The organism is Paenibacillus xylaniclasticus, from assembly GCF_004001065.1.
GTDB lineage: Bacteria > Bacillota > Bacilli > Paenibacillales > Paenibacillaceae > Paenibacillus_T > Paenibacillus_T xylaniclasticus.
In genome coordinates this window covers 21751-38987 of record NZ_BIML01000036.1, presented here as the reverse complement: position 1 = coordinate 38987, position 17237 = coordinate 21751, and the positions used below count along the sequence as shown (strand labels likewise).

16 protein-coding genes are annotated in these 17237 nt (G+C 34.7%); 2 read left to right on the top strand and 14 right to left on the bottom strand.

From position 1 onward, the window contains the following. The first annotated feature begins 112 nt into the window (after nucleotides 1–112). The gene (locus PXY01_RS20205) at nucleotides 113–1129 is read left to right on the top strand and encodes a hypothetical protein (protein ID WP_127572646.1); all 1017 of its coding nucleotides are present in this window, start codon (nucleotides 113–115) and stop codon (nucleotides 1127–1129) included. A gap of 320 nt (nucleotides 1130–1449) precedes the next feature. Here the strand turns inward: PXY01_RS20205 and PXY01_RS20200 are convergent, their stop codons facing one another. Next, nucleotides 1450–2457, bottom strand: a complete 1008-nt coding sequence (locus PXY01_RS20200; protein WP_127572644.1) for a MupA/Atu3671 family FMN-dependent luciferase-like monooxygenase — start codon at nucleotides 2455–2457, stop codon at nucleotides 1450–1452. A 253-nt stretch (nucleotides 2458–2710) separates the two neighbouring features. Here PXY01_RS20200 and PXY01_RS20195 point away from each other — a divergent pair, with 253 nt between their 5' ends. Continuing rightward, complete coding sequence (locus PXY01_RS20195; protein WP_127572642.1) at nucleotides 2711–3472, top strand: helix-turn-helix domain-containing protein; 762 nt, start codon at nucleotides 2711–2713, stop codon at nucleotides 3470–3472. Between the two features lie 189 nt (nucleotides 3473–3661). Here PXY01_RS20195 and argS read toward each other — a convergent pair whose 3' ends face one another. From argS to PXY01_RS20130, 13 genes are all read right to left on the bottom strand, one after another. Beyond that, a complete protein-coding gene (gene argS / locus PXY01_RS20190; protein WP_127572640.1) occupies nucleotides 3662–5374 on the bottom strand; it encodes an arginine--tRNA ligase in 1713 nt (570 codons plus the stop codon). A gap of 235 nt (nucleotides 5375–5609) precedes the next feature. Next, on the bottom strand, nucleotides 5610–6416 hold the full coding sequence (locus tag PXY01_RS20185; RefSeq protein WP_127572638.1) for an ABC transporter permease: 807 nt from the start codon (nucleotides 6414–6416) through the stop codon (nucleotides 5610–5612). Between the two features lie 3 nt (nucleotides 6417–6419). After that, complete coding sequence (locus tag PXY01_RS20180; protein ID WP_127572636.1) at nucleotides 6420–7220, bottom strand: ABC transporter permease; 801 nt, start codon at nucleotides 7218–7220, stop codon at nucleotides 6420–6422. Then, a complete protein-coding gene (locus PXY01_RS20175) occupies nucleotides 7217–8242 on the bottom strand; it encodes an ABC transporter ATP-binding protein (RefSeq protein ID WP_127572634.1) in 1026 nt (341 codons plus the stop codon). Before PXY01_RS20175 ends, PXY01_RS20180 begins: the two co-directional genes overlap by 4 nt. A 140-nt stretch (nucleotides 8243–8382) precedes the next feature. After that, entirely contained in the window at nucleotides 8383–9132 is a 750-nt protein-coding gene (locus PXY01_RS20170; protein ID WP_127572632.1) for a formyl transferase, read from the bottom strand. Then, nucleotides 9129–10757, bottom strand: coding sequence for a carbamoyltransferase family protein (locus PXY01_RS20165; protein ID WP_127572630.1), 1629 nt, complete (start codon nucleotides 10755–10757; stop codon nucleotides 9129–9131). Before PXY01_RS20165 ends, PXY01_RS20170 begins: the two co-directional genes overlap by 4 nt. 36 nt (nucleotides 10758–10793) lie before the next feature. Beyond that, nucleotides 10794–11585 (bottom strand): alpha/beta hydrolase, encoded by a 792-nt coding sequence (locus PXY01_RS20160; RefSeq protein ID WP_127572628.1) that lies wholly within the window; start codon nucleotides 11583–11585, stop codon nucleotides 10794–10796. After that, nucleotides 11570–12349: an alpha/beta hydrolase gene (locus PXY01_RS20155; RefSeq protein ID WP_127572626.1), complete on the bottom strand. Its 780-nt coding sequence runs from the start codon at nucleotides 12347–12349 to the stop codon at nucleotides 11570–11572. The genes PXY01_RS20160 and PXY01_RS20155 overlap by 16 nt, the downstream gene beginning before the upstream one ends. A gap of 23 nt (nucleotides 12350–12372) precedes the next feature. Continuing rightward, nucleotides 12373–13326, bottom strand: a complete 954-nt coding sequence (locus PXY01_RS20150) for a hypothetical protein (RefSeq protein ID WP_127572624.1) — start codon at nucleotides 13324–13326, stop codon at nucleotides 12373–12375. After that, on the bottom strand, nucleotides 13323–14795 hold the full coding sequence (locus PXY01_RS20145; RefSeq protein ID WP_127572622.1) for a class I adenylate-forming enzyme family protein: 1473 nt from the start codon (nucleotides 14793–14795) through the stop codon (nucleotides 13323–13325). The genes PXY01_RS20150 and PXY01_RS20145 overlap by 4 nt, the downstream gene beginning before the upstream one ends. Before the next feature lie 25 nt (nucleotides 14796–14820). Continuing rightward, a complete protein-coding gene (locus PXY01_RS20140; RefSeq protein WP_127572620.1) occupies nucleotides 14821–15693 on the bottom strand; it encodes a glycosyltransferase in 873 nt (290 codons plus the stop codon). A gap of 29 nt (nucleotides 15694–15722) precedes the next feature. Then, nucleotides 15723–15980: an acyl carrier protein gene (locus PXY01_RS23395; protein WP_373864310.1), complete on the bottom strand. Its 258-nt coding sequence runs from the start codon at nucleotides 15978–15980 to the stop codon at nucleotides 15723–15725. A gap of 41 nt (nucleotides 15981–16021) precedes the next feature. Then, nucleotides 16022–17209, bottom strand: a complete 1188-nt coding sequence (locus tag PXY01_RS20130; protein WP_246028026.1) for a glycosyltransferase family 4 protein — start codon at nucleotides 17207–17209, stop codon at nucleotides 16022–16024. Nucleotides 17210–17237 lie beyond the last annotated feature (28 nt).

Below are 17237 nucleotides of genomic sequence, written 5' to 3'. Positions count from 1 at the left end.
TACTTGCATTGTTCAAAATCTCGTCATCCATGGCATCTATCATATGAGCGGTTAACTGCAGCAAACAGTAGAGTAGACTCATAGAATCCATATTGAGGAGGAAGTTGAAAAGATGATCGAAACCACTCTAAAGGTTAAGTATGAACAAACTCCTAGTACGATTGCGCAGGCGCTTCACGCCTTAGTGCAGCACACGGATAAAGCAGACCTATCGCTTTCGGAAGTAATGGGCTACACCTCTCATGCCTTTCGGATTAATGTGCGCGCACATTCTATCGAGACAGACAGCATCTATAGTTTTCATGGCGGGCCGGCATTAGAACGCAATTTAACAGCATTAGGCTTTAAGCCATTAATTTTATGTCCTCCCGTTAAGACAATAACGCCTGAACTTCTTGCGAAATTGATTGACACGATTCGTGAAAGGCTGCGGCAGGGATTCCCTATCGTAGGCTGGGATTTATTAGCGAAGGAGTTCGGGATTATATATGGATTCGATGATTCGAAAGGGATTTTTCTAGTCAAGGACAGTGCTAGAGAAGGCGTTATTCCATATCATGAACTCCCAAATCGAAAAATTATATGTTTGGCAACAGTCGAGGAATCGTTAGCAACCGACAGAAAAACAATGCTGATGCATGCGCTTGATGCAATCATTGAGCATGCTTACAGCCGGGACGGACTCTCATTTCTAAACTTACAATCTGGACTCCAAGGGTACGAGGCTTGGATTGAAGCCCTCATCTCAGGCGATAAAATAAGCAATAAAGGAAACGCCTTCAATTTACACGTCATTTCCGACGCCAGATCGCATGCGGCTAAATTTCTAGAGATTGTATCCGACGAGTGGACAGCTTCACCCTATAATAATACAGAGATCGGACGATTAGCGCTGTATGCAGCAGCCCACTACGCCAATGTGGCCGAACGATTAGCAGAGATGAAAACCATCTATCCCTATCCGATCAACAAGAAGAGTGCAAGTCCTCGCCTGAAGGACGACAATAACTTGCGCAGCATAGAGATTCTTAAACAAGCAATGGAAGAGGAGAAGAAAGGAATTATCTTACTTCAGGAAATGCGATCTGCATTAAGTACTTTGAACCATTCCATGATAGCATCTGAGTAGAATCGTCATTGATAATGTGGAAATAGATAGATGACCACACTTTGTGACATGGGATGGCGGTAAATCAAAGAAATCACATGGATGAATGTTGTGAACTGTAACTTGTATGATGGAGACTTCAAATGATCTTATTACAGTTACAGTTCAATCTTCATGTGATTCGGTCTTCTCAATTAATTATGAGAAATTATCATGATTATTAACATTTTAGTAATGATAGCTTTCAACTGATATGCAAAATATGTGCATACCAAAAAATGAAGTTATTAGCTCATCAAGTAGGCCAGGAGATGACCTAAGGCTAGTTTGATGCTTACTTATTAATACCCTTCCCTTGAGTATCTCTCTTTTAACTCGGTTAGTCGCTCAAGACTTTGAAACACACAAATATCGTCTATTCCAAAGTCTATTAGTGCTGCAATCTGAGTAACCCCGATCCCCCTCAATCTATCTAACAATTTCGTACAACTCTCTTTGGTCCCCAATAATGAGTACTCAGGAGAATACTTTCGAAACATTACTTTACCGGCTATGTCTTTTTGCCGCTCACTCTGATAATTGATTTGGTAATCTGCCAATGCAAGAAATGAATTTTGGTAGTCCAAGAAAGGAATTCTCGCCTGTTTTTCGACATCCTCATAGGTTTCAGCTATATAGCAATGTAGCATGACCGTTATTTCTTTATCTTTTTTATCATGACCACCTTGCTGAAGACCCATATAATAACTATTTATTCTATTTTCCAACTTCTCCATGCTGTTAATGTGAAAATGAGTTAGTAAATGATATCCTCGTTCACCAGCCATATAAGAAGTTTCGTCTGATGAGGCAGAAGTGATATAAATTGGTATCTCCTTCTGATAAGGTTTGGGAAATATTTCAATACGTTTATCCCGAGCTAACCACAGATCCCGTACTTGCCCAATTCCGTTCCACATAATTTCTTTCCGTCTTTCGTAGTCACTACTAGTGACAAGAAAATCTCTTGAATTCCAGCCTGGCGCAAATGAAACATCAATTCTGCCTTCAGACAATTGATCAACCATCGCCCATTCCTCAGCAACCAATATCGGTGAATGAAGGGGAAGAACAATACTTCCAATCTGAAAACGAATTTGTTTAGTCTGACCGGCCATATACGAAGCGAAAGTTGAAGGGGAAGGAAACAGCCCTCCAAACGGATGGAAATGACGCTCCGGCAACCATACACCATAATAGTTAGTTTGGTCTGCATATTGAACGATTTCCCTCATAAATTCGTACCTTTTTCTAATCTCCTGTGGATGGGATGTCGAAAGGTTGGGAAATAAACTTAACGAAAATTTCAATCTTACTCCCCCTCTACTAGCTATTCTATATTCTGAATTCATTACGGTACTATTATTTCAATTTATCACATCCCCAATATAAAGAATGTTTGACTTATTCATTCGTTTTATTACAATGTATTAGTAAGTATTATAATAAAACGCTTTCTAGAGTTATTATCCCAAATTTATCATCGCCTAGTTTGCTTCCTTTTTTATACTAGTATTAGAGCAAAATATTATATTAAAATTTTACGATCACGGTGATGCACTAATGAGAAAGCGGATTTTAAAAAAGCACATTATTATCTTTCCAGGAGAGTTAGAAAAAAACACGATGTATAAAAATGATTATATTTATCTTGAGACCAATGGAGCACTTGAGATACATCAGAAGAAAATGTCCCTTCAACTTGTACCAAAATCTAAAGTGTTGGTTCGATGTACACCGGGGTCATTGGTAATAAAAAATCAAGAACCCAATAGACCAACTACACTGCATTACTTAATCTTTAATTCAACTAAGAAATTATATCAACGCTTTATAATACTATCTCATACAAATTATTCACTATCTCCATTGCTACTAGATGATTTAAGCTTCTCTAGCTATGAACACTGGGTAGAGGAATATATTGATGTACTCAATGATTCGGATAGCATTTCATCAATTGAAGATAATTATAATGATGGAAAACTCGACCCAAGATTAATTAAAGTTTATAGATACATTAGAAACAATTTTCATCATCAAATAACTTTACAAATTCTAGCAGAAATTGCTGATGTACATCCAACATATTTAAGCAATACTTTTTCGAAGGTTTTCAATATTTCTCCTATCCACTTTTTAAATAAATTACGAGTTGATAGTGCAAAAGAAATTCTACGTCAGTCAGATATTCCGATAACAGAAGTCGCAAAAAAAGTCGGCTACTTAAACAGTCCACAATTTAGTTCTATCTTTAAAAGATACGAATCTCAATCACCTACCGATTATCGTAAGAAGCATCGCCAACTCGTTAACTTGTCCTAGATATTGGTTGGATTTATCCTTGCCTGTCTTCTGAAACCGGCTTAACATCTTAATTAAATTAAAGAAACTAGGAGACGAAGTATTACATTCATCTCCCAGTTCTCATTTATGTTGAAACATATAGGTTCGTTATTGGCTTGGCAGATAATTTAATGATCGTGCGTTTCATTAGTGACGGGATGAAACAAACTATATTCTCTCAGGTGTTTCTAGTCCTATCAGCTTTAATCCATTACTTAATGTAATACTCACACACTGGACTAGCGCGATACGCGCTTCCCGTTCGCCCTTATCTTCTACCAATATCTTACATTCATGATAAAAACGATTAAAATCCTGTGCTAACTCAATAAGATATCTAGTGATAACAGAAGGCTCCAGTTTCTGTGCGGCTAATTCTACACGTTCTCCAAATAGAGACAATTTTTTAAGTAATGCAAACGATACGTTGTCATTAAGATACTCCGTCAGGATATTCAAATTATCGTTGTGATGACCATATTGTTGATAAGACTTTGCTAAAATGCTTTTTGTTCGAGCATATGTGTACTGAACATATGGTCCTGTCTCGCCATCAAAATTAAGGATGTCATCCCATGAAAATGAAATGTCCTTAATGCGATTTGAACTAAGGTCGTTAAAAACGACAGCACCAACTCCAACCTGTCTTGCCACCTCATCAATGTTATCAACATTAGTGCTTCTAGTTTCAATTATCGTTTTAATTTTTGAGACAGATTGCTTCAATACATCTTCAAGCTTTACAATATTACCTTTGCGGGTTGAAAGGCTTGCTCCTTCAAAACTTACACGTCCGAATGCAACATGAATTAGATCTTTATACCAGTCATAACCCATTAGCTCGACAACTTTGAACCACTGCTGGAAATGAAGGTTCTGTGCATAATCAGTAATATAAATAGCTTTATCAAAGTTATAAATATTCTTCCTATAGATTGCAGCGGTAATATCTCTCGTATGATATAAAGACCCTCCGTCTTTCTTCAAAATCAAAGCAGGAGCCATTTCATACTCTGATAAGTTAACTAACCATGCACCTTGATCTTCTTCGAGCAGCCCTTTATTATCCAGAAGTTTAACTACGTCCCCAATTTTATCATTATAGAAACTTTCACCAGTAAAATAATCAAAATTAATTCCAAGCATATCATATATTCTCATGAATTCATTCAAGCTTATGTTGACGAACCATTCCCACAAACGCAGAGCTTCTTCATCACCGTTTTCCATTTTCACAAACCATGCTCGCGCTTCCTCTTCAAGATCCTTATTATTTTCAGCTTCATCATGAAACTTGACATAGAGGCGAAGAAGTTCGTCTATACCACCATTTTCTACTTCCTTAGCGTCACCCCATCGTTGATAAGCAACGATTAGCTTTCCAAACTGTGTTCCCCAGTCTCCAAGATGATTGATCCCAATACATTTATACCCTTGGAACGAATATATCTTATATAAGGCATTTCCTATTACAGTAGAACGAAGGTGAGCAATGTGAAACGGCTTAGCTATATTGGGAGATGAATAGTCGATTACGATTGTCTTCCCATCCCCAACCTTACTAGCACCATATTGTTCTCCCTGTTGTAAAATTGTTTTAATAACATCGGATGCAAACAATTGATTGTTCAGAAAAAAATTCAGGTAGCCCGAAACAGACTCTACTCGGTCAACAAATTCTAAGTTGATTCGATCTTTAAGTTCATCAGCAATAGCTTTTGGTGGCTTTCGAAGTATCTTGCTTAATTTGAAACAAGGTAATGAAATATCTCCCATTTCGGCATTAGGTGGAAATTCAATCAATGCAGCCACTTCATTTTCGGGCATACCTTCAAGTAACGATGAGATTTCCTTAACAATTAATGTTTCAAAATGTCGCATCTAAACTTCACTCCATTTCTAACACCTATGCTGAGGATTGGTTCCAAACTAACCAGCCCCCCGGAACAAAAGATGCAGTAATATGTTATAATTGTCCGCTTCATTCCATAATATCGAATCGCTATAAATAACTGATTTTTTATTATAACATGGGAGTCATTTTAAAGCAATTGAGTAGCTTGATTCCCATTTATGGGAGGGGTATAGTAGTTATAAGCAAAGAGCAAAGAGCAAATTAGCTGCCAGTTCCTTGATAACTATTAACACCTTTTTTCCATACCAAGTACGATATAATAAAAAACAAAATACCTACAATTGGAGTCATGTATTGAAAAATAGGAGAAAAAAGATTGCCATTCTCTTTATCCAGGAAATATTGAGCTGGATAAAAATTAATAAATGCATATGGGAAAACAAAAGTAAGAATTATTTTTATAAACTTATTATATATTGAAATAGGATAGTTCATAAATTTGCGTAAGTCATAGAGTAGGATGTTCGTTATAGCAGTCGTTCTAACAAACCAAAAACAAGCTGAACCGGATAGGATGATAAAAGATGCTTGAATAAGCACAGCTCCAAATAACATTATTAGAAACATAATCGAGTTCATTAATGTGATTTGAATATTGATTTCATTTGCGATTACAATAAAAAGGATTATAGAAAGAATAATATCTCCGAAAAATAAATATCCAAAACTTCGAATCACCATATGGATCATTGGATTTAAAGGTTTAGTTAGAATAGTATCAAATGATCCTTGATACACCATACTTTCAGTTTCTTTCATTTGTGGATAAAAGAAAACTGCTGCTACTGCATAGGTAAACATATTTATGGTGTAAATAAACATTACTTCATGCATATTCCAACCATTCATACTTTGAAAAGTAGTCATCAGCATCCATATAACAAGATAATTAATAATATTGGTCAATGAATATCCTACTAATTCCGTAAAAAAACCGAACCTATATTCAACTTTTGATTTAAGGTAAACCTTTATAAATTGTGTATATAGTAAGATAATGTGAGTCATCCGTTATCCACCTTGTACGACAATTTTTTTAACTCCTCTTAACCAGATTATTTTTTCAATGAATACAAGCAATAGGATCCATAGCAATTGCTGCCCAATGATCCAAAAAATATTTGATACTCCATCAATCTTACCTAGAAATAGCGATATAGGATCATAGTAAATTAAATGAAAAGGCATGAAGTTGGATACAGTCTTGATTGCATCAGGGAAAAACCAATTGGGTATGAATGCGCCTGAGAAAAGTAATATCAAAGCATTATATAAACTACTAACTTGCCAAATCACTCCATACCAAAGTGAGATTAACCCTATTATATAAGTAATAAAATAGTTAATAATTATCGAATTGATCACCATAACAATAAACAAAATTAAGTTAATAAATGACGGAGTTTTAATCGAAAAAAATAGAATACAGAAGATTGATAACGGGATAAGCTCAAAAAATAAACGATATATATTCGTACCAAACATCTGACTGAATATTAAAGCTTTAAAACTAATAGGCTTTATTAAATCCATACCTATTTCTCCAGTCGACACTTTATTACTTATTCGAAAAATCACGTCATTTGTTACGAACACAGAAATAAAGGCGCTCAACAAAACATAGCTAACCATTTCATTTATTTGAATAGCTCCTACAGTAGAATCAACAGCACTTCTATCCCCATAAATTGCATACCATATGTATATTTCAATAAAAACCGTAATTAATTGCCCAAATAGAAATAACAAGACCTCAGATCTATAGGCTAGACTTGAACGAAATGAATTTATAATTATTTGAAAATAAATCACATTATCCCCTCAGCCTTTGTATTATCTGTAACAATCCTTCCTGTATACATATTTCTTATTATTTCCTCGATATTTGTCTCTTTAACATAAAAATCTTTTACTGTATATTTACCCATTATTAATTTAAGGATTTGTGATGAATTAATTACCCTCTTGTCATAACTAATTTTTATAACTTTATCTTCTCTCTCAATTGAATATGTTAAGATACCGCCTAATAATTCATGAATATCAATGACCGGTTCACTAGTTTCGATTTTTATCAGTTGATTATTTCCATAATCCTTTTTTAACTGATCAATTCCTCCATCATACATCAAGTTCCCATGATCGATAACCATAACTCGATTGCATATTTTTTCAATATCCATCATATCGTGTGTCGTTAGAATAACAGTTGTGTTTTTTTCTTTATTTATCTGCTGTATAAACCCTCTTATTTTTTCCTTTACTACAACATCTAACCCGATAGTAGGCTCATCTAAAAACAGAATATCAGGACTATGAAGTAAAGCAGCACATAGATCCGCTCTCATTCTTTGTCCAAGGCTTAATTGTCTTACCGGTATGTTGCTAAATTCATAAATTTCCAGCAATTCCATAAAGAAATTCAAATTCTTATTGAACGCTTCAGAAGGTATTTTGTACATATATTTACATAAGTTAAGTGACTCAATAACAGGTATGTCCCACCATAATTGCGTTTTTTGCCCGAATACTGTACCTATGCTCATAGCATTTCGCTCTCTATTTTTATACGGAACATTTCCTTTCACTGTAATCTCACCACTACTAGGCACTAAAATTCCTGTGAGCATCTTTATGGTTGTCGACTTTCCAGCCCCATTGGGACCTAGAAAGCCAACCATTTCACCTTCATTTATCTTAAATGAAATATTTTCTACAGCAGGCAAGTACTCATACTCACGTACAAAAATTTGCTTAATAAAGTTTAACGCACCTTCTTCTCTCTTTACTCTTTTATATATTTTGCTTACATCTTCAACGTTAATAATAGACACAAGAAACACCTTCTTTACATTGTTAGAAGCATCATATTTTAGATCCTCGTATAAAAAATACCCTTTCTTGGATAAATACGAGTGTCTCAACTGGTGACTCGCTTTCGGCATCAATGGTCAGATTAGTGCAAAGTGTTTACTTATTCAATAAATTGAATAGTAAATCGCTTCCCTATTCTATTTTTTAAATACTCTAATTGTTCGTCGGTAGGATAAGTATAATAAACTGCATCATCTTCATTCTGTTTACTTCCTTTGATGTCCATTCCATCTAGATTATTAATGATCTCACATAATAACAATGCACCATGTTTGACATTATTGAAATGTGCGGTTTCCGGTGTGTCCTCTTTAGTAACATCAATTACCTTTTGAGCGATGATATTCCCTGTATCGATCCCTTTATCCAGCATATGAATAGTAGTACCAACTTTGTCATATTCATTGTTAAACATTGCCCAAAATTCTGAGTATGGCCCTCTATAATAAGGAAGTACACCTGTGTGAAAATTCATTATTCTATTATTATATTTGCTGAGTATATTTTCTTTAATAATTCTGCTTCCGACAACTACAATATAGTCAAGGTTTAAGTTGCGAAGAGTTTCTATACTTTCATTGATGTTATCAATAAACGTTATTGGTACTCTATGCTTCTTAGCAACCCTATTAATAAAATAGTACTTTCTCTCGTTTTTGAAAAAATCAAGTCCATATTTAAACCAATATCTTAAACTGTAATTATTAATATTAAACTTCGGTTCCCACCAAGGAGATTGTAAAATTAGATGAATCTCTACCGGTGGATGACTCTTTAACAGAGTATTTAAAACATAAGCTCCTTCCCAAAAGTATGATGTCACAAATCCTACTTTATGCATTTTTATCATGACTTTCCTCTCTTTTTTAAAACAAATTTGTCAATGATTAAATAATCCAAATCAATCTTTAAGAAGCACTCTATAGCATCAACTGGAGATTCAACAATAGGCTCATTATTGTCGTTAAAGGAAGTATTTAAAAGAACAGCTGTTTCTGTTTTCTTGTAAAATTCCATTACGAGATTATGTAATAATGGATTGATTTCTTTACTTACTGTTTGAACTCTACCAGTAATATCAACATGCGTTACTGACGGTATTTCCTTAACTTTGTCTTTTCTTATTTCAGGTACAAGCAACATATAATAAGATGGATGTTCCATGCAGAAATATTCCGTTTGTTTTTCCTCAAGCACAACAGGTGCAAATGGTCTAAACGGTTCACGGTGTTTAATTCGAGCATTAATAATATCTTTCATATCTTTCTTTCGTGGATCAGCAAGAATACTCCGATTACCTAATGCTCGCGGACCTATTTCTGAACGTCCTTGGAACCATCCCACGATATTCCCCTCTGCAATAAGCTCTGCAGTTAATTCTAGTACTTTATCCGATTCAATTAATTCTACTCTATCCAAGTATAGGTTAATTATTTCTTTAATCTCATCTTCATGATAGTGTCTTCCAAGGTATGGAGTAAACGTATCGATCTCTCTCTTGCTAGTTGGAGATTCGTAATAGCATAGTAATGCACTGCCGATAGCAGTACCAGCATCACCTGCTGCCGGTTGAATAAATATATGCTCAAAAGGAGTTTGATTTAATATTTTGTAGTTCATTACACTATTTAATCCAACACCTCCTGCAATACAAAGGTTCTTACTATTTGTAATCTTATTTAAATACAAGCACATTTTTATGACAATTTGCTCTGTATGATACTGCACAGCGTAAGCAAGATCCGCTTTTATTTGAAATAAACTATCTTCATTTTGACCCCTTTGGATTTGTTGATCACAAAAATGAATTAATTTCTCAATATCTTCCTTCGACTGCTTAAACTCACCACAGTCATTGATCGTATAGAATTTCTCAAAATCTCTTGTATATTTATTAGTCCCATACGGGGCTAATCCCATCGTTTTTCCTTCTTGTGCAAAGCCAAATCCAATGGCCTTTGTAACCACCAGATAGAAGAAACCAACTGAATTTTCAGCCAATCCAAAATCATCAATATGATATTGGAGTCCTGTTGTTTTTTTGATTTCTCTAATATCTTTATTACTGCCAAAGTAGAATGTCGTAGTCTCCCTAGTTATCACGTCTTGATTCATAAATATGCTACCTGAACCATCTATAACTAGTACAGCAGCTTCATTAAAAGGAGATGGGTAATATGTACTCGCAGCATGTGATAGATGATGGTTATATAATTTGATCCTATCTTTATACTTTGTGTAATAGGAAGGCTGAATAATATCGTTTCCAACAACCATATCTATATCATCAATAGTGATGTCCAGTGATTTCAAACAATACTCTGCCGCTTTGCATCTCAATGTCTGAAGTCCTAATCCAATTGAATGCTTTACTCTCGATATCCTTTCATCTTCTATAGCATATTGAATCTTTCCGTTATCAATTATACATGCAGAAAAATCATGGTTCGAGCCACCTAACGAAAGAATTTTCATCTAAATTCTCCTTTTTTATTATAAACCAAATGTATTTTACGCATTTTCGAAAAAGTTAGCTATCTTATCAATGATTTTCTCTCGAGTTGCAGGATGATACAATAAAACATCCTCATCTTCACACTCTGTTTCAATCATTTCGTTTGCTACCGTAAATGACGTATTCCCATTTATCGTGAGGACCTTCGATAAATTATTAAGCCTCAAAGCTATGTCAATATCCCCCAAAGCACATATTGACATAATCCGGCTTATTTTTAGATATTCCCCTTTCAAAGTATACCAAGGAGTACCTAATTGGTTGAAAAACTTTTGCCAAGATACATGTTCGATAAATGGGATATCCGCCCACTCATACTGTTCACTATTACCATCTTTCCTGACATGCTCTATAATTTCATATAAGGGATGAAGTGATAATTGATCTACAGGCTCTATAAACACCCACCTTTCAACTTCATTCGGATCAATAACATCAGTCAACCAGTTACTTATTCCTCTTGAAATAATACTGACCCTACTATTTTGAAAAGTCTTTTTTACATACTGAAAAACTGAAGAAATATTCTCTTCCAATATTTGTATCGTTACGTCCTCTATATTACCGTCAGATTCACCACAACCATAATAATCAAATTGAACTACAGTAAATCGATCTGCAAGTCTTCTAGCTAGAGCGGAATAAAAGTATGCAAACTCAGTTTTTGTTTGTCCATATCCACTTAACAATATAATAACGTCATCATTATTTCCGCCGGAATTATGAATTACCGCCATTAGTTTTCCATATAATGATTCAATAAATTGCTGTGTTATTTGTCTTGGCAATATTCAACAGCCCTTTCAACAATCCACTTCTGGGTTACCTCAAAAACATGATCTTCAAATTTCCTTTTTGCAAATGTATGCTCCGCCTCCGGTACAACAACTACTTTATTATTATTATTCTTACTGATTACCTCCTCATGAAAGATTCGGCTAGCAGTAACCATATTATCTTTCTCTCCATAGACTGTTAGAATAGGTATACTTAAATCAGACCACATTCGATCCGACTTTTTCAAAATCAGATTGTTGTATTTGATATTCATCCATAGTCCATAAGAGTGAATAACATGCTTATTGTCCACTACTCTTACAATATTTGAATATGATTTACTCTCCTCGACTGCATATGTCTCATCAATTAACAACGGACTCCACAATACAATGCCAATTATATCGATTCTTTTTTTATAATTAATTGCCGCCTTCAAGGCAATTCTTGCACCATCACTGAATCCAAGCAGAACTATTTTTTTTATATGTGAAAATTTATTTATTATATATTCAATTACTTCTTCAGCATCTTTATATTTACTTCTCAAAGTAACATTGTGAAATTCTCCTTCACTAACACCTAGCCCCGTGTAATCATATCTTAAAGTCATAATTTGAGAATTAGATAGTAACCTTGAGAACTTAACAGTCATTCGATGACTCTCCGTTCTTTCTCCATTAAACCCATAACAGGCGACAAATAATACATCCCTGCTTTCCGAATAACCATCAATTACCCCAAGAATTTGTCCACGATCAGTAGTGATGTTCAAAAAAATGGTTACCACCTTCTTTTTTACGAACTCATATTAGATAAACATTTAATAATTGACTTTCTCAGAGCAGCAACTTCCGTTATTTTATTTACAACTGAACTAATTAATGAGATATTTGCTCCTCGAATTTTCATCTTAACGAGCAATGCTCGCGTAAGATCCCAACACTTTGACTCCTGAGACAGAAGCTCAAATAATACATCGTACTCACCACAAATTTTTCTATTTTGAAGAAAAGTCAAAGCCCTTATAAATTTTTTACTCGCCTTCCCTATGTCTTCCATATTCCAAAGTAACGGCGCAATCCTTAAATCTTGTAATGTATAATTCGCTAATTCTTCTTCAAAATTTAAATTATTCTCTATATCTTTAGAAAATTCAATTAATTTATCATGAGTATTATTTTTTTCGTAACGTTCAATTAACTGATTAAGCAAGTCTTGCCATGAAACAGAGCCTATATCACATCTTTCAAACACGCTAAAAGCAAAAGCACCTTTCATAAAATCTTCTCGTGGTAATATAACACCATTCTTAGAATAATAACTATCTGCACAAATATAGTTTCCTATTGAATCTTTTCCAATGATTAAAAAGCTGTGATCAACGAAGTTCACCTCGGTCCCATAATCTATATCCCAAGGACAACTTGATTTTTTTATCCAAACCTCAACTGGTTTTCCTAATTCGAGCTCACTCGCTACTACATAATCAATTTCTTTGTATGGGACTTTAGAGAATGTTGTTTTTAAGCCATGGTACTTTTTCAAAACCTCTATCTGCTCAAAATAATGTTGCCCCAATGAAACTTTCTTCCCTATTGATAGCGTTGAATTAGTATCATAATTGAAATCCCATGCCGGTATAAAAATCAAATCACAATCTATACCGTAATAGTTCGACACAGTTGCAATCGAACACTCAAAACAATTTAACGAGTTGTCTTTTTCCACTAACTGAATATCTATTTTCATAGTTGCCTCTTTTCACGTATTGAACGCCTAATTAATTTTCCTGTACTTGTTTTTTGAATTTCATCAACAGAATAAAAATGTTTCGGTATTTTATATGGCGCCAACAAATTAGATAAATATTGTTTCAGTTCTATTCCGCTAATCTTAGTTGAATTGTTTATCAGTCTCACATATGCTACCGGAATTTCACCAAGCAATGTATCCTCCTCACCTATAACAATGACATCTGAAATTTCCGGATGGTTTCTCAGCAGCTGTTCAATTTCTTCTGGATATACATTAGATCCGCCAACATTAATAATATTCTTTATTCTTCCAACAATAAAAAGACGTTCCTGTTCATCCAAATAACCTAAATCTCCAGTATATAACTCTCCGTCTTTAATTACTTTTTTAGTATCTTCATCGTTTTTATAGTAGCCCATCATAATATTATCTCCAGAAACGACTATCTGCCCGACCTCGTTGTAATTACATCGCTGACCATTTTCTCGTACAACAAAAATCGAAACACCTTCAACTGCTTTACCACAAGATAGTGAAATATCATCCCTGGACATAATCGATACTCTTGGGGAGGCTTCCGACAAACCATATGTTTGAAGGATTTTAGCTCGTGGAAAAACCAATTGCGCAAGCTTGTATACTTCTTCCTCTAATGCTGCGCCACTCACAACAATAGTATGTATTGTATTACTTAGCGTAATATTCTTCTTTTGAGATTCGTTCACTAACATTTTTAGAGTTGTAGGAACACATGCAAAACAGGTTACCGGAATAGTATTCAAATGATGGATTAGTTTCTTTGGCAATAAAGGCAGTTCAAATAATGCTAGTGTTGTTCGTGAGATTATGCATGAAAGAAGTTGCGTGGTTAATGTAGAGCTAAAGTGAAGCGGCATAGTAACTGCGAATATGTCTCTCTTATCTAACTTAATAGCATTGGCATGTGCATGCGAATTGGTGAAAATATTTCTGTGAGATAATTGAATTACTTTGGGATCACTAGTAGTTCCTGATGTCGCCAATAGAACCGCAACTTCATTTGGGTCTGTAGAAGCTTCTTCATATTCAGAATTTCCATCCCCAAAGACGACATCTTGATTCAAACGACTTGTAATAATCCAATTATGATCACTTATTTCTTCAGTGTTTTTGGATAATACTATATCTATATCACAAATATTAATAAGCCGTATAATCTCATTACAATTACCATTATAAGGCAATGGAACAGCAATGCAATCTGACATTAATATAGCAAAAAAAACGATAATAAAATCAGGGCTATTATTAAAGAAAATGCCTATTCTCTTTCTTCTTTCAATTTTTCGCTGTATGAGTTGAAGATGCAATCTGACACTTTCATTATAGAGTTGTTCATATGTTAAGTAACTGTCCGTAGTATAAATAGCTACCGCTTCCGGGTCCTCTTCCTTTGATTTTTTTAAAATGTCTTGTATTAACACTGAACAGCACCAATCCTTATTGAATCTATATCTTTATTATTCGATTATATATATTTTTTTTAGCCGAATTTATCCAAGAGGATTTCTCATTTCCTGAATTTCTTTCGAAATCTTGCAGAGATATCTGCCCTAAAATAAATTGTTTTAGTTCTTCCATTGCATGTAGTCCATGCTTCTTCAACATGTATTGACAACTATGTTCTATTCCGTTATCGTAAAAATTTTTTTCTCTTGCATGGGCAAGATGATAATTTATTGCCAAACTATTGTACTTAAAGGAAATCCCATTTATGAATAATCTATAGCCTAGTTCAATATTTTCAAATCCCCAGTTTTTGAAACCTTCATCAAATAGAAAGCTTTCAAACACACTTCTTTTTAACGACATGTTTCCACTAAATGTACTTACCCATGGGATTCCAGAATCTGTTTCACCATTTTCGTCATAAAGGTTAAGAACACTCTTAGTAAATGGAGTTAGCTTGGCGCTAGTTAAATCCTGTTCGACTATTGCTCTGACTTCATTGTAATTATCATGTTTAAATATCTCTTTAGGACAGCCTATTACTACTAAATCTTCATTATTGCTTAAAGTACTTAAATGTTCCTCTATAAATTTCGGACCAGGTATTCGGTCGCCATCACAGAAAATAATATATTCACCATTCCCTTCCAATACACCTTTATTTCTAGCGGCAGCTCTCCCCTTATTTTCTTGATAAACATATAGAATTTTATCACTAAAGGAACTTACAATTGATTCTATATCCTCTGTTGAACCATCATCTACAACGATTACTTGGTAACGATATGAAGTTACTTGTTTCTCAAAACCATCAAGTACTCGTTGCAGTGCCGCCCCTTGGTTATATATTGGTATAACTATATCTACACTCATTTTAGCCACCGCCGATGTGCTGTATATTTTTATTGCCCCTGTATCTCTTCCATTAGCTGTATTACTTTATTAATTGTTGAAAACCGATTGATGTCAAGATAATCCCCATCAATTTCAATCGAGAATTCATCCTCTAACTCAGTTACAAATTGCACGAACGTAAGCGAGTCCAATTGAACCTGTTTCCTGAGATCCTGATCAGGCGACTCGATCCGACTACCTGGGAAGATATCCATTAATATATCAACTATCTTTTTTTGTAACTGGTCTCTATTCAAAGTAATCACACCTCTTATAATTGTTTAACGTTTAACAGCCAAAGTGCGGCCTATTTTTTGATACAACTTACATATATATCTTCAAGCGCTTTCATATAGTTATTTATATTATTACTACTCTTCGCTTGAGTAAGAGCCCCTTCACCTATTTTTTTTCTTAGATCATAATCATTCATAAGCACCGATATCCATTCAGTAAGACTATGTGGATCCATTCTTTTCTGTCCATTAGTATCTTCCAAAGGTACAAGAATTCCTGATTCTCGGTGAGTAAGTAATGTTGCAAATGACGGAATGTCGCTGGCGATAATAGGAGTACCACTCTGCATTGCTTCTCTAACAACTAAACCATAGGTTTCTGTTAGAGATGGTACTACCAATAGATCAGCTTCGCAGTAGAGTGCGTTTATTTCTTCTGTTGGCAATTTCCCTTTCCAATCGACATTAATACCATGAGCTAAAGCTGCAGACAACAGCTCTTCCCTTTGGTTTCCGTCTCCAGCAATCGTCCACACTATTCGTTTATTCTTCAAATTCTTTAAAGCTTCTAATATGGAGAATAGACCTTTCTCTGGAACGATTCTTCCAACACTTAATATTTGAAACGTTTCTCCTGAATTGTAATTCTTTTTAACTTTCGTATCAGGATTCGGATGTTCATGAACGACAACAACTTCCTCGGCCCAAGGATATAATTGGGTTAAATATTTTTTTGTAGCTTGTGAAGGAACGATTATTTTCTCGGAATTCCTTAACCATACTTCCTCTAAAGCGATCATCGCGTGCCATCCATATTTTTGCGTATCTCTTAATCCACTCTCTGAGTATTGATTAGAAATAAGATGCAGTGTTGAAACAATAGGGACCTTCCATATTTCGGATAGTTCACGTGCAATAGGAAAAGTAAACCATGTATGATTATGAATAATATCCGGCCTTTCACAAGAACTCAAAACGACCTCAGTCATCTGATCACAAAAATCCAAAACCCCATCTATTGTATGGAAACTATCAGTAGGATTATCTGGATAAATGAGCTTTTCTCGATCAAAATTAGCATCACATCTTAGAATTCGAGGCATACCACTTTGAATTCCAGTATCAGTTTCCGCTAATCCAGAATAGTTTCTCGTCACAACTGTAACGAAATGTTTCCTTGCTAAATGATCTGATATATATGAAACATGATTCCCAGTTCCCCACTGACTGTTTGGCGGGTAATCGTACGATATTTGCATCACTTTCACTTTGCATTACCTCCAATGA